This is a genomic window from Flavobacterium frigoris PS1, from assembly GCF_000252125.1.
Lineage (GTDB): Bacteria > Bacteroidota > Bacteroidia > Flavobacteriales > Flavobacteriaceae > Flavobacterium > Flavobacterium frigoris_A.
The window spans coordinates 145,256-165,585 of sequence record NZ_AHKF01000008.1 but is presented as its reverse complement, the minus strand read 5'-3'; the positions used below and the strand labels follow the sequence as shown (position 1 = coordinate 165,585).

The 20,330-nt window shown below is 35.2% G+C and carries 14 protein-coding genes and 1 tRNA gene; 6 read left to right on the top strand and 9 right to left on the bottom strand.

Annotated features, from left to right (window positions below; all coding sequences use genetic code 11):
* The 3 genes from HJ01_RS02210 to HJ01_RS02200 form a co-directional block, all read left to right on the top strand.
* A partial coding sequence (locus HJ01_RS02210) for a gliding motility-associated C-terminal domain-containing protein (protein WP_138984265.1) occupies positions 1-1,305 on the top strand: 1,305 nt, incomplete at its 5' end.
* A gap of 55 nt (positions 1,306-1,360) precedes the next feature.
* Positions 1,361-2,278, top strand: a complete 918-nt coding sequence (locus HJ01_RS02205; RefSeq protein WP_007136638.1) for a type IX secretion system membrane protein PorP/SprF — start codon at positions 1,361-1,363, stop codon at positions 2,276-2,278.
* 16 nt (positions 2,279-2,294) lie between these two features.
* Positions 2,295-4,169 (top strand): OmpA family protein, encoded by a 1,875-nt coding sequence (locus HJ01_RS02200; protein WP_007136637.1) that lies wholly within the window; start codon positions 2,295-2,297, stop codon positions 4,167-4,169.
* Positions 4,170-4,259: 90 nt separating this feature from the next.
* On the opposite strand, the gene HJ01_RS02195 is transcribed toward HJ01_RS02200, so the two are convergent.
* Positions 4,260-4,841 (bottom strand): tRNA-(ms[2]io[6]A)-hydroxylase, encoded by a 582-nt coding sequence (locus HJ01_RS02195; RefSeq protein WP_007136636.1) that lies wholly within the window; start codon positions 4,839-4,841, stop codon positions 4,260-4,262.
* A gap of 107 nt (positions 4,842-4,948) precedes the next feature.
* On the opposite strand from HJ01_RS02195, the gene HJ01_RS02190 reads away from it, so the two are divergent.
* Entirely contained in the window at positions 4,949-6,196 is a 1,248-nt protein-coding gene (locus HJ01_RS02190; RefSeq protein ID WP_007136635.1) for a glycosyltransferase, read from the top strand.
* Positions 6,197-6,276: 80 nt separating this feature from the next.
* Here HJ01_RS02190 and HJ01_RS02185 read toward each other — a convergent pair whose 3' ends face one another.
* From HJ01_RS02185 to porU, 5 genes are all read right to left on the bottom strand, one after another.
* Entirely contained in the window at positions 6,277-7,917 is a 1,641-nt protein-coding gene (locus tag HJ01_RS02185) for a pyruvate dehydrogenase complex dihydrolipoamide acetyltransferase (RefSeq protein WP_007136634.1), read from the bottom strand.
* A 7-nt stretch (positions 7,918-7,924) separates the two neighbouring features.
* Positions 7,925-8,923 (bottom strand): pyruvate dehydrogenase (acetyl-transferring) E1 component subunit alpha, encoded by a 999-nt coding sequence (gene pdhA / locus HJ01_RS02180; protein ID WP_007136633.1) that lies wholly within the window; start codon positions 8,921-8,923, stop codon positions 7,925-7,927.
* 146 nt (positions 8,924-9,069) lie between these two features.
* Complete coding sequence (gene cdd / locus HJ01_RS02175; RefSeq protein WP_007136632.1) at positions 9,070-9,552, bottom strand: cytidine deaminase; 483 nt, start codon at positions 9,550-9,552, stop codon at positions 9,070-9,072.
* Between the two features lie 74 nt (positions 9,553-9,626).
* Positions 9,627-10,796, bottom strand: a complete 1,170-nt coding sequence (gene porV, locus HJ01_RS02170) for a type IX secretion system outer membrane channel protein PorV (RefSeq protein ID WP_040473612.1) — start codon at positions 10,794-10,796, stop codon at positions 9,627-9,629.
* 39 nt (positions 10,797-10,835) lie between these two features.
* Positions 10,836-14,666 carry a type IX secretion system sortase PorU gene (gene porU, locus HJ01_RS02165; RefSeq protein ID WP_007136630.1) on the bottom strand — a complete coding sequence of 1,277 codons (3,831 nt, stop codon included), beginning with the start codon at positions 14,664-14,666 and terminating at the stop codon, positions 10,836-10,838.
* A gap of 211 nt (positions 14,667-14,877) precedes the next feature.
* On the opposite strand from porU, the gene gldJ reads away from it, so the two are divergent.
* Positions 14,878-16,563: a gliding motility lipoprotein GldJ gene (gldJ, locus tag HJ01_RS02160; RefSeq protein ID WP_007136629.1), complete on the top strand. Its 1,686-nt coding sequence runs from the start codon at positions 14,878-14,880 to the stop codon at positions 16,561-16,563.
* 67 nt (positions 16,564-16,630) lie between these two features.
* On the top strand, positions 16,631-17,917 hold the full coding sequence (locus HJ01_RS02155; protein ID WP_007136628.1) for a UDP-N-acetylmuramoyl-tripeptide--D-alanyl-D-alanine ligase: 1,287 nt from the start codon (positions 16,631-16,633) through the stop codon (positions 17,915-17,917).
* A gap of 159 nt (positions 17,918-18,076) precedes the next feature.
* Here the strand turns inward: HJ01_RS02155 and HJ01_RS02150 are convergent.
* From HJ01_RS02150 to HJ01_RS02140, 3 genes are all read right to left on the bottom strand, one after another.
* Positions 18,077-18,151: transfer RNA gene (locus HJ01_RS02150), tRNA-Val, on the bottom strand.
* Positions 18,152-18,237: 86 nt separating this feature from the next.
* Positions 18,238-19,458, bottom strand: a complete 1,221-nt coding sequence (locus tag HJ01_RS02145) for a bifunctional folylpolyglutamate synthase/dihydrofolate synthase (RefSeq protein ID WP_007136627.1) — start codon at positions 19,456-19,458, stop codon at positions 18,238-18,240.
* A gap of 52 nt (positions 19,459-19,510) precedes the next feature.
* Entirely contained in the window at positions 19,511-20,308 is a 798-nt protein-coding gene (locus HJ01_RS02140; RefSeq protein WP_007136626.1) for an energy transducer TonB, read from the bottom strand.
* Between the last annotated feature and the right edge of the window lie 22 nt (positions 20,309-20,330).

Genomic DNA, 20,330 nt, shown 5'->3' with positions numbered 1-20,330 from the left:
GTAGATGCGACCTGTGTGACTTTATCAGCATTACCTACGACTATCAACGTCTTGCCAGTTGTACTTGTTCCAACTGCATCAAGCGTAGCACAACCTACATGCGCCGTGCCATCGGGAACAATAGTAATAGCAACGCAAGTAGGGGTAGAGTATAGCTTGAATGGGACATTGTACCAAACTTCGAATACGTTTTCAACTTTGGTCCCAAATAATTATACGTTATATGTTAGAAATATAGTTGACCCAAGCTGTATGGCAATCTCAGCATCTGCGACGAAAATTAATGCAGTTCCTGTCCCACCTCTCGTTCCAACAATAGCAAGTGTGATTCAACCTTCTTGTGCGACGCCATCTGGAAGTATTAACATAGTATCTCAATCGGGAGTAGAGTATAGTTTGAATGGAACGACGTTTCAAAGTTCGAATTCATTTTCAGGTTTGGCTCCAAATAACTATGTTTTATATGTTAGAAATGTGGACGATAACAGCTGTGTGACTCAAAGTGTATCAAGTACTAAAATTGATCCACTTCCTGCTTTACCGATAGTGCCTACAGTGGCTTTATTAGTAAATCCTACATGCGCTGTACAAACTGGAACGATTAGAATTACTGCTCAAAATAACGTTCAGTATAGTTTAGGTGCTGGTTATCAAGACAATCCTGAATTTAGTAATTTAAGTCCTGGGGATTACACTATGAGTGTGCGATTCACAAGTAGTATCGCCTGTATAACTGTAGGTGCAAAAATCACTGTAAAACCTGTTCCTGCCCAAATTCAATTTGAGAGTGTGGGTGATTGTATTAGCAAGGAATATATAATTACGGCTTCACCACTGGCAAGTTCGTATGATCTGAATAATGTTGATTACCAATGGAAAGATAATTTAGGGAATCCTGTGGGGACAAATACTAACACTTTAAATGTATCAGATATTGTATCATCTAGTATTTCTGAAGTTGCTTTTCCTTTAAATTATTCCTTGACAATTACTTCAACTGCTACAGGTTGTGAAACAACAGAAAATATATTTATAGAATCGGTATTTTGTAATATTCAAAAAGGAATTTCTCCAGACGGAAACGGCTCAAATGAGTATTTTGATTTGAGATTAATGGACGTCAAAAAACTTACGATTTTTGATAGATACGGTATTAAGGTTTATAGCCAAATTAATTATACGGATCAATGGAAGGGCCAATCTGATAATGGGAACGATCTTCCAAGTGCAACTTATTATTATGTTATGGAATTTAATAACGGGAACTCCAAAACAGGTTGGATTTATCTAATCAGAGAAAAATAGTTATTTAATAAACTCATGTTGGTATTTAATATCAACAAAATGAAAACAAATTGATATGAACAAAATATTTTTGGCGACTCTTTTAGTTCTTATTACTTACGTAGATGTAATAGCGCAGCAAAATCCGCATTATACTCAATATATGTATAATATGAATGTTATTAATCCGGCATATGCTGGTTCAAAAGAAAGTATTTCTTTTGGTGCTTTATATAGAAAGCAGTGGGTAAATATTGAGGATGCACCTACTTCGTTTACTTTTTCTGGACATGCTCCAACCGGTAATAATGTTGGTTTAGGATTATCTTTCATATCTGACAAAATAGGTCCAGTTACAGAACAAAACGTATATGGTGATTTCTCTTATACGTTAAAATTAAATGATGAGCATAGACTTGCACTGGGTGTTAAAGCAGGTGTTTCATTTCATAAGGTAGGACTTAGGGATATACAATCTTCCTTGCCAGATCCTACTGAAGGAATCTTCGGAGAGGATATCAACGATGCTTCATTAAATTTAGGTGCTGGAGCTTTTTATTATACTGATAGGTATTATGTCGCCTTTTCAATCCCTAACTTAATGAAATCTGCGCATTTGGATTATAATGGGCGAGAATATGGTTCTGATGTATCACATTATTTCTTAACTGCGGGATATGTTTTTGATGTTAATTATGATTTGAAATTTAAGCCTTCTTTCATGTTAAAATCAGCATTTAATGTATCGCCCTCTTTAGATGTCTCTGCAAACTTTTTATATATGGAGAAAATCGAAGTTGGAGCTAGCTATCGGTTGGAAGACAGTTTCGGTGCCATGGTTAATTTTGCTATTACACCAGAGTTACGAATAGGGTATGCTTATGATCATATTGTTTCTGACTTGAAGGTGACAGCACCTTCATCTCATGAGTTTATTATTCTGTACGATTTGTTTACAGCAAAAAAGGTTTCTCGTTCACCTAGATTTTTCTAATATAAATTTGTAATTGATGAAAAAATATACAACAATTTTGTTTTTTGTGCTGAGTAGCATGGCTATCTTGGCACAAAGTAGACAAACTAAGTCTGCTGATAAATTATTTGACAGATATGAATTTGTTAAAGCGGCCAGCGCTTATGAAGTATTAGTCAAAAGCGGAAATTCTGATTCTTATGTTTTTAAGCAACTGGGGAAAAGTTATTACTACATGAATGACACTTCTCAATCTGAAAAATGGTATGAGAAGGCAATGCAAGTAGAACAGGATGCAGATACTCATTATAGATATGCGCAACTTTTGAAATCAAATGGTAAGTATGCTGATTCAGATACACAAATGAAAGTATTTGTTTCAATGCAGCCAAACGACCCAAGAGCACAAGAATTCGTAAATAATCCGGATTATTTATCTAAGATTTCCGGTATAGAAAAATTGTTTGACATAAAGAAGCTAAATATAAATTCTACTAAATCTGATTTTGGAGCGATTCAGTACAATAACGTATTGTATTTTGCTAGCTCAAGGAATGAAATTAGGAAGATATACGGTTTAAATAATGAGCCTTTCCTAGACCTTTATCAATCTGATTATACTGAAAAGGAAGCAACTTATTCTGAACCTACTCCAGTTTCTGATTTAAATTCTATTTACCACGAAGGTCCTTTGACTATGAGTCAAGATGGGAAAACAGTTTATTTTTCTAGTGAAAGTTTTAATGAAAAAATATTTAAGAAAAATAGGCAGAAAAACATAAAGGATGGTCAAGTAAATTTATATAAGGCGACTAAAGAAAATGGGAAATGGGTAAATATTACTCCGCTACCTTTTAATAGTAAAAACTATTCGGTTAGTAATCCATCTTTATCTAATGACGGGAACGTACTTTATTTCTCTTCTAATATGGTTGGGACGATAGGTGGTTTAGATATTTGGAAAGTCGCCGTTCATACTGACGGAAGTTTTGGAACTCCTGAAAATTTGGGTAGCAAAGTAAATACTAGTCAAGATGAAAGCTTTCCATTTGTTTCAGAAGAAGGGATTTTGTATTTTTCATCAAAAGGATTAACTGGTTTAGGTGGCTATGATATTTTTTCAATTGATTTAATTAAAAATCAATCTGCAAGTAATTTAGGAAAGCCTATTAACTCTGAAAAAGATGATTTTGCTTTTACTTTTGATAAAAAGAATAAGTTAGGGTATATTTCTAGTAATCGTGATGGTAAAGACCAGATATACTCTTCTGCTCCGGTGATTAGTAATGGAAAAATAAGTACTGTTGTTACTAATTCTGTAAATGGAGACCTCTTAAGGAATGCAAGAATAGTTATTTCAGATATGGATAAGACGATATTGGATAAACAATTAACAAATGAGATTGGATCTACTGTTTACAGTGCAAAAAATGATAAATCTTATTTAGTAGAGATTAGCAAAGATGGATTTGTTTCGAAATCATTTCCGATAACTGTTAGTAATGGTGATGAATTTAGGGTCGAGGCTAAACTTGATCCTATCGATGTTGTTGTTACTGATACAGAATTTATTTTTAATCCTATTTATTTCGAATTTGATAAAAGCGATATTACTACATCAGGTGCAGTTGAACTTGATAAGTTGGTGTATATAATGTCGCAAAATAGCAAACTAGTTATTTTTGTTAGGTCACACACTGACTCAAGAGGTAATGATAATTATAATTTAAAATTATCAGAGCGACGTGCTAAAGCGACTGTTCAATATATTATTTCAAAGGGAATAAGTAGTGATAAAATTTCAGCAAAAGGCTTTGGAGAAACAGAGCCAATAGTTGATTGTCATCAGGACTGTTCTGAAGAGCAACATGCTTTAAACAGGCGTTCTGAGTTTATAATTAGACAACAGTAGTTTTATATGAAAAAAAAAGAGCACATTAAGTGCTCTTTTTTTTATTCAAGTATTTTAAGAATTGAAATAAGGTTATTTTTCTAATTCCTATTAACCATGAACGGTTTCGTTCTTTCCGTAATTTGTGATGATTGAAGTTTCAAATTCAATCCATTGCTTCCAGCGTTTATCGACATCTATATTATCAGCATATTTTTTCGCAAAACCTAAGAAAGTAGTGTAGTGTCCAGCTTCGCTAATCATCAAATCACGGTAAAATTTAGCTAGTTCTGGATCTTTTATGTTTTCTGATAAGACCTTAAATCTTTCACAGCTTCTAGCTTCAATCATAGCCGAAAATAGCAAACGATCACATAGCGCATCTTTCCGGCTTCCATCTTTCTTCATAAACTTAAAAAGTTCGTTTACGTAATGGTCTTTACGCTCTCGCCCTAAAGTTAAACCTTTACTTTTTATTAAGTCATGAACCATTTGCAGGTGATCGAGCTCCTCCTTTGCAATAACTAATAGTTCTGTGACTAAGTCTTCTAATTCAGAATTATATGTTACTAGGCTTATCGCATTTGAAGCTGCCTTTTGCTCACACCAGGCATGGTCCGTCAAAATTTCTTCAATGTTTGATTCAACTATATTTACCCATCGTGGGTCAGTGGCTAATTTTAATCCTAACATGTTAGTGTGTTTTATTATTGCAAAATTAGTGTTTTCTTTCTGATTTATCATTGAAATGATGGTAATGCGCGGTAAATAGCATTATTTTGCAACTCAAATTATAAGTTATGAATCAGGTGAAAATACTTTTGATAATAGGTTTTGTATGGCCTGAGCCCAAATCATCGGCTGCCGGTGGTAGAATGATGCAGTTGATCTCCCTGTTTAAAGAGGAGGGCTATGATATTACTTTTGCTAGTCCGGCGATGGATAGTGTTTACATGGTAGATCTTTCCGCTTTGAATGTGAGAAAAGAGTCGGTTTTATTAAATAGTTCCAGTTTTGATGTTTTTATAAAGGAACTAAATCCATCAATTGTTCTGTTTGATCGTTTTATGATCGAAGAACAGTTTGGCTGGCGCGTTGCCGAAAGTTGTCCTAATGCCTTACGGATTTTAGATACAGAGGATTTACACAGTTTAAGATTAGCACGTCAAAGAGCTTTTAAGGAAATGCGTAAATTTGAATTAACTGATTTATTAAAAGAAGATGTCGCTAAAAGAGAAATTGCAAGTATTTTACGTTGTGATCTTTCTTTGATGATTTCTGAATTCGAAATGGATTTGTTAAAATCTGTATTCAAAATAGACAAATACCTATTGTATTATTTGCCTTTTTTATTAGAACCCATTGATGATTTACAGCTAAATGATTTACCAAGCTTTGAGGAAAGAAAAGATTTTGTATTTATTGGCAATTTTCTTCACGAACCCAATTGGAATGCAGTACAGTATTTAAAAGAAACAGTTTGGCCGTTAATTAAAAAGGGATTTCCAGAAGGGAAATTGCATGTTTATGGTGCTTATCCATCTCAAAAAGTAATGCAATTGCATAATACAAAAGAGGGTTTTTATATTATGGGTCGAGCGGCAGATGCACATGAAGTTGTCAAGAAGGCTCGGGTTGTGTTGGCTCCGCTACGTTTCGGTGCAGGATTAAAGGGGAAGTTGGTAGAAGCAATGTTGTGTGGTACGCCAAGTGTGACGACAAATATCGGGGCGGAAGGGATGTTGGGTAGCTTTTCGTGGAATGGTGTTATTGATGACGATCCTCAAATGTTTGCTAAATCGGCGGTTGTATTATATCAAAATAAAGAGAGGTGGTTGAAGTCACAGTTAAACGGTGTTAGAATTGTTAGTCGACGATTTTCAAAAGAGTTATTTGCAGATGATTTTAAGAAAACTATACAAAGTTTAATAATTAATTTAGAAGAACATCGGTTGGGAAATTTTATGGGCGCAATGTTACAACATCATACATTGACAAGTACAAGATATATGTCACGATGGATTGAAGAAAAGAATAAAATCAGATAGTTTAGTTATGGTCAATAAAAAAATCCCATTTTGAAATTTCAAAATGGGATTCTTATTATATAAAAATAGAAAGCTTAGTTTTATGCAAGCATCGTAACTGGGTTTTCTATAAATTGTTTTAATGTTTGCAAGAACTGCGCTCCGGTAGCTCCGTCAATTGTTCTATGGTCGCACGCTAAAGATAACATCATTGTGTTTCCTACTACGATCTGACCATTTTTGACAACTGGCTTTTCTACAATTGCTCCAACTGAAAGGATTGCTGAATTTGGTTGGTTGATGATCGAATTGAATTCAGTTATACCAAACATTCCAAGGTTTGAAACAGTAAAAGTGCTTCCTTCCATTTCTGTAGGCAATAACTTTTTGTTTTTTGCTCTTCCTGCAAGGTCTCTTACGTTTCCTCCAATTTGAGATAAACTCATAGCATCTGTAAATCGCAACACAGGAACCACTAATCCATCCTCAACTGCAACTGCAACACCAATGTTTACATGATGGTTGATAAGGATTGAATCTTCTCTCCATTGAGAATTGATTTTTGGATGTTTTTTCAAAGCCATTGCGCAAGCTTTTATCACCATATCATTAAACGATACTTTTGTATCTGGTACGCCATTAATGATAGATCTTGATTTCATCGCTTCGTCCATTGTTACCTCAATTACTAAATTGTAATGCGGCGCAGTGAATAATGACTCTGCCAAACGTTTAGCAATTATTTTTCGCATTTGCGAATTCTTGATTTCTTCGGTGAAAACTTCTCCAGCAGGGACAAATACTTTTGGAGCTGCTACTGGTTCAGCTTTTGCTGCTGTTGGTGCAGTTGCACTTGCTGCTTGTGGAGCAGCTGCTGTTGCAGGAGTGAAATTTTCAATATCGCTTTTTACAATACGTCCATTTTCACCTGAGCCTTTAACTTGAGTCAGCTGAATTCCTTTGTCATTAGCTATTTTCTTTGCTAATGGAGACGCTAGAATACGTTGACCATCTGTTGAAGCCTCTTGTACAATTGGTTCTACTTTCTCAGCTGGTGCTGATTTTGCGTCTTCAGTTGCTGCTTCTGGAGTACCTCCAGCTGTATAATTTTTAGCAATTCCACTAATATCAGTTCCTTCAGGACCTATGATAGCTAATAAGCTGTCAACGGGAGCTGATTCTCCATCTTGAATTCCTATGTACAATAAAGTTCCTTCGTTGAAAGATTCGAATTCCATTGTTGCTTTATCAGTTTCGATTTCAGCAAGGATATCACCTTCAGCTATTTTGTCTCCTACTTTCTTCAGCCAAGTAGCTACAGTTCCTTCCGTCATTGTATCACTAAGACGAGGCATAGTTACAACGACAACTCCTTCAGGTACTGAAGTTGTTGATGGAGTAGCAGTCTCTTCTTTTTTAACTTCGGTTTTTTCACTAGTTTCCTCTTCTACTTCTGCTGTAGTAGTTGCTGGTTTTTCGGCCAATAGTGCAGATATATCTTCACCTTCTTCACCTATAATTGCCAATAAAGAGTCAACTGATGCAGTTTCACCTGCTGGTATTCCAATATATAAAAGTGTTCCTTCATTAAAGGATTCAAATTCCATTGTTGCTTTGTCGGTTTCAATTTCTGCAAGGATATCTCCTTCGCTTATTTTGTCTCCTACGTTTTTAAGCCAAGCCGCTACAGTTCCTTCCGTCATAGTATCGCTCAAGCGAGGCATTGTTATAATTGTTGCCATAATTGATTTATAGTTTATGAGGGATGAATGGATAGTTTTCTTGTTCGTATACTACATCGTAAAGTTGTTGCACCGGAGGATATTCAGATTCTTCAGCAAAATCTACACATTCTTGAACTAAATCTTTTACTCTTTTGTCGATGATTTCAATTTCTTCGTCAGTAGCGTATTTCTGATCCTTAATCAAATCTAAGACTTGTGTGATTGGATCGATTTTTTTGTATTCTTCAACTTCGTCTTTCGAACGGTAAAGTTGGGCATCTGACATAGAGTGTCCTCTGTAACGGTATGTTTTCATTTCAAGAAACGTTGGTCCGTCACCACGTCGAGCTCTATCAATTGCCTCTGTCATTGCTTCAGCAACTTTTACTGGATTCATTCCGTCAACAGGTCCGCAAGGCATTTCATATCCTAGACCTAATTTCCAAATGTCAGTATGGTTTGCTGTTCTTTCTACAGAAGTTCCCATTGCATAACCGTTGTTTTCAACGATAAAAACAACAGGCAGCTTCCACAGCATAGCCATGTTAAAAGCTTCGTGCAAAGAACCTTGACGAGCAGCTCCGTCACCAAAGTAGGTCATCGTCACGCCGCCAGTTTCAAAATACTTATCTGCAAAAGCGAGTCCAGCTCCTACAGGAATTTGTCCTCCTACGATTCCGTGTCCACCATAAAAACGGTGTTCTTTTGAGAAAATGTGCATTGATCCACCCATTCCTTTTGATGTTCCAGTAACTTTTCCTAAAAGTTCCGCCATGACGCGTCTTGGATCAACTCCCATTCCAATTGGTTGAACGTGATTTCTGTATGCAGTAATCATTTTGTCTTTTGTCAAATCCATTGCGTGCAATGCACCTGCAAGGACAGCCTCTTGACCATTGTATAAATGTAAAAATCCACGGACTTTTTGTTGTATGTATAATGCTGCAAGTTTGTCTTCAAACTTTCTCCAAAGTAGCATGTCTTCATACCACTTTAAATAAACCTCTTTTGTAACTTCTTTCATCTCAATTGTTCTTTTGCTAAAGTTTTTAGTGTGTTATCAACTAGTACCTAAATGTCGCAAAAGAGTTTTCTTTCACAAATTTGCGAATTGCAAAAATATGACATTCCAACTGAGAAGTAAAATTAAAAGGATACTTTTTAGTTTTTTTACAAGAAATTTTTATCAAACATAAAAGGAAGTAAGTTTTTTAGGGACTCAGATTTATAGATGTCACCTAGTTCTCCCATAAAATATATTTCAATAGGGGTGTCTTGTTTTGTTTCGTACTCAGCGATTGACTGTCTGCAAGCGCCACAAGGAGGGATGGGACTCGTAGTTTTGTTTGTGTCTGATGCCGCAGTAATTGCCATTTTTATAATTTTAGCATCGGGATAAATGGCTCCTGCCTGAAAGATGGCGACGCGTTCAGCACAAAGTCCAGAAGGGTATGCTGCATTTTCTTGGTTCGAGCCTAAAACAATTTTTCCATTGTCTAGTAAAAGTGCAGTTCCTACCCTGAATTTCGAATATGGTGCGTAAGCATTTTTTCTAACAGCAATAGCTTGTTCCATAAGATTTTGAATGTCGTTTGGTAATTCGTCAATTGCATTGTATGCAGAGAATCGAGTGGTAATTGTTATTTCTTTCATTATTTTTTTGGGAAAAAAAATCCAAATTTCAATAGTATGAAATTTGGATTTTTAAATTAAATATTTATTTGTGACTAGTATTGATCGTATTTGTCTCCAAAGTTAAAGGTTAAAGAGAAACGTAAGGTGTTTTCTAAAGGGTTTTTTACTTTTGATGCCGAAAATAAATAGGATAAATCCACTTTTACTACATTGTATGTAAAACCAGCGCCAAGAGAGAAAAATTTGCGAGCTCCCTTTAAATCACTTTCATTAAAATAACCTAGGCGCATAGCGAATGAATCTTGATATGAATATTCAGCACCCAATGCGTATGTAAATTCTTTAAGCTCCTCACTAAACCCATCAGGCGCATCTCCGAATGATTTGAATATGCCGGAAACCCATCCTATCGAACGGTAGTTGTCTAAATTTTGCGATCTTTCCTCAGAAGTAATCGTTCCATCTCCGTTTAAATCTGGGGTTTGAGGTGTTGGTACCAATAGTTTGTTGAATTCTAAGTTTACGGCTACTTTATTATAATCGTCAAGAATAAAATCAAATCCGGTTCCTATTTTTAAATTTGCGGGTAAAAAGTTAGTACTAAACTCATCGTTATCATAACTTATTTTTGGACCTAAATTCTGAATGTTGAACCCAGCTCTCCATCTCCCATTAAATTCGCTGTATGCCATTTCTTCTGACTGGTAGAATCCAGCAACATCTATTGCGAATGAATTTGCTGCAGATGCATCACCATTATCTGTAACGACTTTTAGGTTAGAGCGAATATATCTTCCTGCTACTGCCATGGAAAAGGTTTCGCTTAGTTTTAATGAATAGGAGCCGTCTAATGCAAATTCATTTGGAGCTACAGTTCGTGGAACTTCAGTGGGGTCTCCGGTTTCACGTAATTCAATATCGCCAAAACCAAAATATCGAAGGCTAGTTGCAAATGCACTTCGTTCACTGATTTTGTTGTAATAGGTAATTTGCCCTAAGGATATATCATTTGCTAAATCTGTTAGGTAGGGAGTGTAGCTTATAGAAAAGCCTTGTTTGTCAATGGCAAATGCATATTTTGCTGGATTCCATTGTTGCGAAAAAACATCACTTGAAGTTGCGACGCCCACGTCAGCCATACCCGCAGCTCTTGCATCAGCAGAAACTAATAAAAACGGAACCGCTGTAGTTATGACTCTATCTTGAGCATGCGCAAAAGAAAGGCCAAGTAGGCAAGCCGTGAAAAGCATTAATTTTCTCATTTTATTATTAAAAATTGATTAAACAAATATAGTATTTTATTAAAGTATCACAAGTTTTTCAATCTTTTCAGCTTTACTATTTGTAAAGCTAGACTTGACAGTTAGTTTGTAAATGTAAACTCCTTTTCCAATTTTATTACCAAAATCATCTCTACCGTCCCAAGTGATCTCTTTTGATAAAAATCCTTCAGTTGATATAATTTGGTTTTTTGTCCAAACCACCTTTCCTGTAATGGTGATTACCTGAATCTGAACTACCAAAGGTTCGAATGGTCTGTTGTGTGAAAACCAAAATTGAGTATAATTGACAAATGGATTAGGGTAATTTAATACATGTGTCAAAGTTATTTTGTCATCTCCCATTACCACAAACTGAATTTCAGCAGTTATTGGGTTGTTATATACGTCCCAAGCTTTAAAAGTAATGGTGTGTAATCCAGCTGTTATATTTCGTAATGGAAATCGGAGGCTTCCACTTGTATAATCGTCTAAACTGGTTTGGTAATAATCATTTAGTAAGTAAGGATTGCTCACATCGCCATCTAAAACAGCGACAATATCATGACCGATTCCACTAGCTGTGTTGATCCCGTTTTCATCTTCGAGAAATGCCAGTAAAAAGGGTGATGTATTGGTTATACCCCCTGAAACAAAAGTCTCGTCATTCATATATAACTTTACTTTTGGACTAATATTGTCTGCGACTGCATTTTCATTGATTCCGCCTATTTTTATTTTTGTATCAAAACCTGTTTGATTTTCAAATAATTGGTTTTTTTTAGCGTAGAAGCTGATTTTTCCATTAGCTACAGGAATGCGAATGTCTCGAGGGACAACAAAACTAAATTCAAATTTTCCGTTTGTCACAGTTGCGTTTCCTCTAAATATGGTTTCGCCTGAAGTGCTAAAATTTATAGGCGGACTATTTTCATCATTATTATATGTTATTCTGGGGATTATTTTGTCAAAAATAGTCGTGTATAGCTCTCCGTTATAATTAGAAAGAGTGTTTTCGTTTTCGTCAGTTATTTCGCCTGTTAACTTGATGCGCGCCAAAGATTTGAAGTCGTCAATGGTTTGTGTTATTGGAACGTCATTGACCTTTGTTAGTCGTATTTTAGGCTTTGGTATTGCAAGAAATAAGGCAGGATCGCCAATGTAAAAAACTACGTTAGTAGCTGAGTTAGGGTTGCTGTTTTTTGAGATCCGTAATGTTTCAGCAATAGATGTATATTGGTTCGATCCAAAAGACAGTAAATTTTCAGTTAAAGTGTCATTAAAATTCTCGGCACTAAATTGGCCGATCGCTCTAATTGTTGTAATCATAGCGATAGCGCCACCTCTAGGATTCCAATAGGTGTATTCGCCGGCAGTGGGTCTACTAGGGTTGTCAAAGCGGGAGAATTCGCAGGTGATTGTAATGAATAAGGGGTACTTATATTGATTGCTCAAGTTTTGGCCATCTGATTTTTCCCAAATGCGTTCTGATGATAATCCGTCTTCACCTCCGTGACCAAGATAATTAAAAACTAATGCTCCTTTTTCGAAAGCATTGAATAAATCTGTCCGTGCTTTCGGATATCTGAAGCCTCCTGCTGACGCTTCTTGAGTATAAGAGTCCAAAATAATTTTGTTTACATTAAAAAAGGGTTTTTCAGTTGTGATTTTGTCGGCTAAGATGTTTTGTCTGTTTTGTAGACTTGCGTCAGATGTTTGGTCAGAGTCATCACTGATCATGACAAAATTGTTTCTCCAGCTGCCATATGATTTTTGGTCATGGTACTCTATAACTTTGTTTACCATCTCTTCGGCCTGTTTAGGATTGCTTACCAGCATTCTTCCCACCGCGATGTCAATACCTCCAAAAAACGAAATAATATTACCCTCGTTATCATCCATTAGTCCGAAAAAATCATCAGAGGCAAAGGAAGCTTCTCCAGTTGAATTACTGTTTAATGCATGATAAATAGGTACTATATTGGTGTTGTTGATTGTTTTGTCTTTATAATCATATGAAGCGTCCCCAAAAAGGTTTACGTATTTTATTGTGCTTGCTGAAGAAGAGGCATTTTCATAGATGTATTTAATGCAATTTCTTATGGCGGCTATGTCTTGTTTTCCAGAAGAAAATTCTTGGTAAATAGATTCGATGGTAATGACTTTAACGTTGAGCTTGGAATAGGAACGATGAAAATTAGCTAGTTTTTCAGCTTGAGTAATTAAGGAATTTGGAGTTATAATGACATAGTCAATGTCTTGAAAGCTTCCTTGGTTGTTGTTGAAAATGGTGCCTTTTATGTTTTGGTTGATAACTTTAGGATTATTGTCCTTTAAAGGAGTAAAATAATCCGCAGCATCTAAAGCAATGTATTTTCTAATTTCTCCTAAACTTGCTTTAAATGAGAATGAGGCTTGGTTAGGATTTTCAACTTTTGTGATATTGTATAGGTCGGTAACATCCCAAACTTGCGAAATTTCATTGGCATTTGATATAGTGTAGTTGACAATTCCTAAGTTCGAATTAGACAAGTCGTATTGAAAATGGAATTGTTTTCCGTATCCTTTAAGTTTGCTTTTGGCAGAGAGTCGAATGTTGTCCAGAAAGCCTTTCGAACCTGGTACACCACTATTATTATAAGTTAGTTTTATTTTTATATTTTCGGAAGCAGTTAAAGTAGTGTTAGCGGGTAAATATCTTACGTTAAATTCCGTGTCTGAATTTGCATTGATTGCAGGAAATGAAATTTGACCAATAGCTTGTCCATTTGAGCTCACTTGAAACGAAGTGGGGGTATATGCGGCAGAAGCCGCTGTTGTCATTATTTTTATTGGTGTGGTAGGATCAATGTTGGGAAAGTTGAATTCAAACTCTTGTTCTTGGTTAATGTCAAATGACTCGCCAAACCACTGTCGTCCCAGATGTGCAATGTTGGTTAAGTCTAATTCATGGTATTTGTGATCGTCAAAAGTCGTTAGGTTTATGGTGTTGACTCCTTGTGGCTGAATCATTTCATTTATTCTTTTTCCATTATCTCCTTTTATGGTGACATAGTAATAGGATTTGGAGTCATAAAGATTGCTGTGGGTTTGACTTTCTTCGTTCCAAGTGTCTACTCCTTCGGCATAAAATAAAATGTAATCCTCATTGTCAAATGTTCCGTCATTTTCTCCAAAAACTTGGATTGCATTTTCGGTCAGATCCGAAGGGTAATAAGTGGCATTTGACAAAGGAAGCATTTTTCCTCCATTACCGTAAATTTTGATTTTTTTTGGATCAATATTGCTTACATTAAGGCCTGTTTCTTCTAAGAATTTTTTGGATATTTTATATACTCCTGATTTCTCAACGTAAAAGCGATACCAATCTCCAGTAGCTAAAATAGAATTAGAAATGAGATTTGAGATTTTGTTTTGTTGTGAGGTTTTGTTAGTCTTATTATCTAAAGTATAGGAAAAGGATATGATCTTTTTAAATCCGAATTCAGTATTTATTATTGGCGATAGCGTAAGAAAAGATTGTTTAGTGCCTCTTGAGTTGGAGTTTTTTAAAGAACTGGTTATGGATTTTGGAATGTTCCTAATGTCTAAATTACCGAGTTCTGACGCGGAAATGGATTCGGATACTACATTGTTGATTTCAATGTTATTCTCTTCAAAAGATTCTGGTTCATTGATGTTTAATATGAAATAAAGGGCTTTGTCGGATGCATTATAATGATATTCGTTACCGGAAAATTGAGGGATATTAATTTTAAAATTCCCGTAATCCATTTCTGTTTTTTCCATCCATTGAATAGTAATGTTGCCTCTTGTTTGGGCAAATGTGGTAAAGGAAATTAGGAGTAAATTAAAGAAAAGAATTTTTCGCATTATTTTATAAAAGGCTATTAATAATCAAATATTATAATGAGTAAAAATATGTCATTTAGTATAAAAATAAATAATAAAAAGTATAAATTTGCGTTTGTTTTATATAATTCGTTGTATATAATACATCACAGTAAATTTATTAAATATGGTGTTGCCTGTTAATGGTTAATTATTATATTGCATCACTTAAAATTATTACCTTTAAAAGAGTATGAAAGTAAACAAAATTATAGCCTTGCGATTAATGTTATCTATGATAATGATTATAGGTTTTGCTAGTTGCAGTAAAAAGTCTAGTTCGAAAAGTGCTTCAAGGGGTACTGGTTGGGACGTCGATAGTAAAAGGGTTTCCAATGCTAAGAAACAAGAGGCTGGTCCTGGATTAATTTTCGTTGAAGGAGGAACTTTTACAATGGGTAAAGTGGAAGATGATGTAATGCACGATTGGAATAATACTCCAACTCAACAGCATGTACAGTCATTTTACATGGACGAAACAGAAGTAACAAACTTTATGTATAGAGAATACTTAGATTGGTTGAAAAATGTATTCCCTCCTACAGAAGATATTTATGAGCATATTTATGAAGGTGCATCACCTGATACTTTAGTTTGGAGAAATAGGTTAGGTTATAATGAAACTATGACTAATAACTACCTAAGGCACCCAGCATATGCAAGTTACCCTGTTGTTGGTGTGAATTGGATTCAGGCAGTTGAATTTAGTCAATGGAGAACAGATCGTGTGAACGAAGCTATATTAGAGAAAAAGGGATACTTGAAGAAAAATGCAAAAACACAAGATGTTACTGCAGAAGCTTCTTTTAGTACAGAAACTTATCTGAAAGCGCCAACTATGACGTATGGCGGAAATGAAGAAATTGTATTGAAAGGTGCGAAAGGGGCTAGAAAAAGTCCTAAGGCTGGAAAAGACGGAAAAGTGACAGAGCAAAAAAATGTCTATGCACAACGTTCATCAGGAATTCTTTTGCCAGAATACAGGCTTCCTACCGAAGCCGAATGGGAATATGCGGCAGCAGCTGATGTGGGACAAAGAGAGTATAATATCTATAAAGGACAAAAAAAATATCCATGGTCAGGAAGCTATACCCGTTCTGGAAAAAGGCAAAGTAAAGGCGATCAGTTAGCCAACTTTAAACAAGGAAACGGAGATTACGGAGGTATTGCAGGTTGGTCTGATGATGGAGCTGATATAACGAATGAAGTAAAGAAATACCCAGCTAATGATTTTGGTCTCTATGATATGGCAGGAAATGTTGCGGAATGGGTACTTGATGTTTACAGACCAGTTATAGATAATGAGTCAAATGACTTCAATTATTTTAGAGGGAATCGCTACACTAAAAATAAAATTGGGTCAGATGGAAAAGTGGAGATCGTTACTTTAGAAACGATGAAAAGAGATACTTTGAGTAATGGTAAAGTAATTGTAAGAAGTTTTCCTGGTCAAATTGCTCAAGTTCCAGTTGATGAAAACGAAACTTATTTGAGACAGAATTTTGATAAAAGTAATAATATTAACTATAGAGACGGTGATAAGCAATCTTCTAAGTATTATAATTTTGGTAATTCTGAGTCAGATACTGAGAAAGAAAAAGACGATAAAAAAATGTATAACTCACCTAAGCATAATGTAACTACTGACAGTTTAGGAATGATGGTTAGAAAATATGATGTGTCAAGCAAAAGAACAACTTTAATAAATGATGAAGTAAGAGTTTATAAAGGAGGTTCTTGGAGAGACAGAGCTTATTGGCTAGATCCGGCGCAAAGAAGATATTTTCCGCAGGATATGGCTACTGACTATATTGGATTTAGATGTGCAATGTCTAAGGTTGGGCCAAAAGCGGAAAAAAGAAAATCTGCAAGAAATTAAATTATTAATATATTATATATACGAAAGCCCTTTGATTAGGGCTTTTGTTTTTTTAAATCGTTTTTAAATGGATATCAAGTACATTCATAGTTTGTTTTTAAAATGCAATGCGGTTTCAATTGATACGCGAAAAATAGAGTCTAATTCACTATTCGTTGCGATAAAAGGGGAGCGTTTTGATGCTAATACATTTGCTGAGGAAGCTTTAATCAAAGGCGCTTCTTATGTTATTATAGATGACGAGTCGTTTTACATTGACGAAAGAACAATTTTAGTAGAGGACAGTTTAGTTGCTTTGCAAGAGTTGGCTCAATTTCATAGAAAATATCTGAAGTTGCCTATCATTGCGCTTACAGGGAGTAATGGTAAGACAACTACTAAGGAATTGATACATGTGGTACTTTCGAAGAAGTATAATACAAAAGCCACTGTTGGTAATTTAAATAATCATATTGGTGTTCCTTTAACTTTATTGTCCTTTAATTCAGAAACTGAAATTGGGATTGTAGAAATGGGGGCTAATCATAAAAAGGAAATTGAATTTCTTTGTGAGTTAGCAAATCCTGATTATGGTTATATAACTAATTTTGGAAAGGCACATTTGGAAGGTTTTGGCGGCGTTGCAGGCGTTATTGAGGGTAAAAGTGAGATGTATCATTTTTTGTCTCAAAATGATAACTTAGCGTTTGTAAATCTAGAAGATTCAATTCAAGTTGAAAGATCTAAGAATTTAAGATGCTATTCATTTGGATTAAATAATAAAAATGCTGATTTGGAAATTAGATCGATAAAAGCAGATCCATTTGTTGAATTGTGTTATTCTAATATTACCATCACATCTCATTTAATAGGGCTTTATAACGCTAATAATGTTAATGCAGCAATCGCCATAGGAAAGTACTTTGATGTCGAAGATAAGTCCATTAAAGAAGCTTTAGAAAGTTATATTCCAGAGAACAATAGGTCGCAATTAGTTTCAAATGGAAATAATGAAATTATATTAGATGCCTACAATGCAAACCCAAGTAGTATGGCTGTTGCAATTGAAAACTTCTTGCAGTTAGAGAAGCTTAATAAAGTGATTATTTTAGGAGATATGTTTGAGCTTGGAAGTGAAAGTCAAAAAGAACATAAAGAGTTAATTGAATCCCTTATAAAGGAAGATACAGTTCAATGTTTTTTTATTGGTTCTGCTTTTTATGGCAATAGAATAGATAAGAACAATTTTCAGTTTTACGATTCATTTGATGCTTTTTCTGCGTTTTTAAAAGAGTACAAAATAGAACAGAGCACAATTCTTATAAAGGGGTCAAGAGGAATGGCGCTGGAGCGAACGTTAGAATATCTGTCTTAGAGTTAAGTTTTAAAAATAAAAAAAGCACTATTGATTAAATATCAATAGTGCTTTTTTTATAAATCGATCGGAGAAATTGTTTGTTTAGCTTCTGCTTGTTGTATTCATTCGGCGTAATTTTACATAAAAAAACTCCATTATTTCTAATGGAGTTTTTTGTGGGCGATGAGGGGTTCGAACCCCCGACCCCCTCGGTGTAAACGAGGTGCTCTGAACCAGCTGAGCTAATCGCCCTAGTGCAATTTGTTAATTTTCATTTCCTTATTGCGAGTGCAAATATAAGCCTCTTTTTTAGATATACAAGCAAAAAACAAAAAAAATTATAAAATTTCTGCAACAACAAATGTACTCCCGCCAATGTAGACAAAGTCAGTGCCTTTTGCTGTTTGTTTTGCTTTTTTGTAAGCAGTTGTAATTGAATTAAATACTTCTCCTTTTAGGTTAAACTCTTGCGCTTTTTCATATAAGGTTTGAGCATTTAATCCTCTTGGGTTATTTGGTCGGCTAAAATAATAAATTGCATTTTTGGGTAATAAAGGCATAATCTCCTCTAAGTTTTTGTCATTAACTACCCCAAAGACAATATGTAAAGTATCAAAAGTTTCTTTTTCTATTTGATTTAGTACAATAGATAGGCCTTCTTTGTTATGAGCTGTATCGCAAATTATTTTTGGTGAATCTCCTAGTTGTTGCCATCTCCCTTGAAGGTGCGTGTTTTTTACGACATTTAATAGCCCAGATTTTAATTGGTCTTCAGATATAAGAAATTCTGTTTGAGTGTTTAGAATATTGATTGTCTGTAGCACTGTTTTTTTATTGTGGATTTGATAATCCCCAATTAAGTCAGATGGATAGCTTTTTGAAATTAGATTGGAAGCAAAATAAATTTCAGAATTGCATTCTTCGGCTTTAGCCAAAAAAACCGGTTTTGTTTCAGCAGTGTATTCGCCAATAACAACTGCTATGCCTGGCTTTATAATGCCTGCTTTTTCAAAAGCAACCGCCTGCAGGGTATTTCCTAAGAATTGGGTGTGGTCTAATCCTATATTGGTAATTACGGATACAAGTGGTGTGATAATATTGGTTGCATCAAGTCTTCCGCCCATTCCCACTTCAATGATGGCAATATCTACTTTTTCTGTCGAAAAATAGTCAAATGCTAAGCCAACACTCATTTCGAAAAAACTGATATCCTTAGATTCAAAAAAGCTTTTGTTAGTATTGATGAATTCACAAACAAATTCTTCTGAAATATCTGCTCCGTTAATTTTAATTCGTTCTCGGAAGTCTTTTAAGTGAGGTGACGTGTAGAGGCCCACTTTATAACCAGCTTCTTGTAATATGGCTGACAACATGTGCGAAGTGGAACCTTTTCCATTGGTGCCTGCGACATGAATGCACTTTAAATTTTGTTGTGGATTATCAAGATGATTAACCAATAGGTGGGTGTTTGTTAAATCCTTTTTATAGGCAGATGCACCCTGAAGTTGATACATAGGAAGTTGATTAAACATCCATTCTGTAGTTTCTTGATAATTCATTGTTTTTTGATGTTTTGATAACTAGATAGTGTCTTGAATTATCAATTGGATATTATTCCCCTAGTTTAAAATTAACGGTAATGAAACCTATTTGGGTTTCAGGGGCATTTGAATCAGCCTGCCACTTGTATTTTCTGGCTGTTGCCAATGCAGGTTCAACAAGACATGGGTTTGTATTTGTAGTTCCCTTAGTATATTTGGCCGCAACTACATTTCCGTTTCTGTTTACCGTGATTTGAACCACTACAGTACCAAATTCATTGCATTTTTGTACTTCTTTGCCTCTTGTGCTGATACTTCTTCCGTTCAGCCCCCAGCCGCTTCCATTTCCGGTCCCGCTTCCAGAACCATAATAGCTGTTTGCGTATGGATCGCCATTTAAGCTCCCTTTATCGCCAGCAACATTGTCGTTTCCTTCACCTCCTTTTGCTTTTCCGTCTGATTTAGGACCGTTAATTAAGCTGGACAGTGCATCCGAGGTGCTTTTTGAAGGTTTTGGGCTTTCTTTTGGTTTTGGTTTAACTTCTTCTTTTGCTACTTCTTTTGTAGGTTGGGCTTTTTTGACTTGCTTCATTACCACTGCTTCCTCGATGTCTTGAGAAAGAATTTCCTCCTCACTTGAGGCTGCTTGTTTTGCGGCGGTCGTCTTAGGTGCTGATTGAATCGCTTCAGTAGGTTGTATTTCTCCAGAGCCAAACTCAGTTGTTCCAAAGTTAATGGCGATTCCGTTTTCAGGAGGAGGGTCTAAAGAAGTTAATCCTAAATAAAAAAACAAAACCAACATGATCACAAAAAGAACTGATGTGATGACAAATGATTTTTTTTCTTCTTTTGTTTCTAAATATTTCATGTAGAATCTATCTTTTTTTGAA

What these genes read in the sequence shown, in the direction of transcription:
- HJ01_RS02205 (WP_007136638.1), top strand. Translation starts at nt 1,361, where the DNA reads ATGAACAAAATATTTTTGGCGACTCTTTTAGTTCTTATTACTTACGTA.
- HJ01_RS02200 (WP_007136637.1), top strand. Translation starts at nt 2,295, where the DNA reads ATGAAAAAATATACAACAATTTTGTTTTTTGTGCTGAGTAGCATGGCT.
- HJ01_RS02195 (WP_007136636.1), bottom strand. Translation starts at nt 4,841, where the DNA reads ATGTTAGGATTAAAATTAGCCACTGACCCACGATGGGTAAATATAGTT.
- HJ01_RS02190 (WP_007136635.1), top strand. Translation starts at nt 4,949, where the DNA reads ATGAATCAGGTGAAAATACTTTTGATAATAGGTTTTGTATGGCCTGAG.
- HJ01_RS02185 (WP_007136634.1), bottom strand. Translation starts at nt 7,917, where the DNA reads ATGGCAACAATTATAACAATGCCTCGCTTGAGCGATACTATGACGGAA.
- pdhA (WP_007136633.1), bottom strand. Translation starts at nt 8,923, where the DNA reads ATGAAAGAAGTTACAAAAGAGGTTTATTTAAAGTGGTATGAAGACATG.
- cdd (WP_007136632.1), bottom strand. Translation starts at nt 9,552, where the DNA reads ATGAAAGAAATAACAATTACCACTCGATTCTCTGCATACAATGCAATT.
- porV (WP_040473612.1), bottom strand. Translation starts at nt 10,796, where the DNA reads ATGAGAAAATTAATGCTTTTCACGGCTTGCCTACTTGGCCTTTCTTTT.
- porU (WP_007136630.1), bottom strand. Translation starts at nt 14,666, where the DNA reads ATGCGAAAAATTCTTTTCTTTAATTTACTCCTAATTTCCTTTACCACA.
- gldJ (WP_007136629.1), top strand. Translation starts at nt 14,878, where the DNA reads ATGAAAGTAAACAAAATTATAGCCTTGCGATTAATGTTATCTATGATA.
- HJ01_RS02155 (WP_007136628.1), top strand. Translation starts at nt 16,631, where the DNA reads ATGGATATCAAGTACATTCATAGTTTGTTTTTAAAATGCAATGCGGTT.
- HJ01_RS02145 (WP_007136627.1), bottom strand. Translation starts at nt 19,458, where the DNA reads ATGAATTATCAAGAAACTACAGAATGGATGTTTAATCAACTTCCTATG.
- HJ01_RS02140 (WP_007136626.1), bottom strand. Translation starts at nt 20,308, where the DNA reads ATGAAATATTTAGAAACAAAAGAAGAAAAAAAATCATTTGTCATCACA.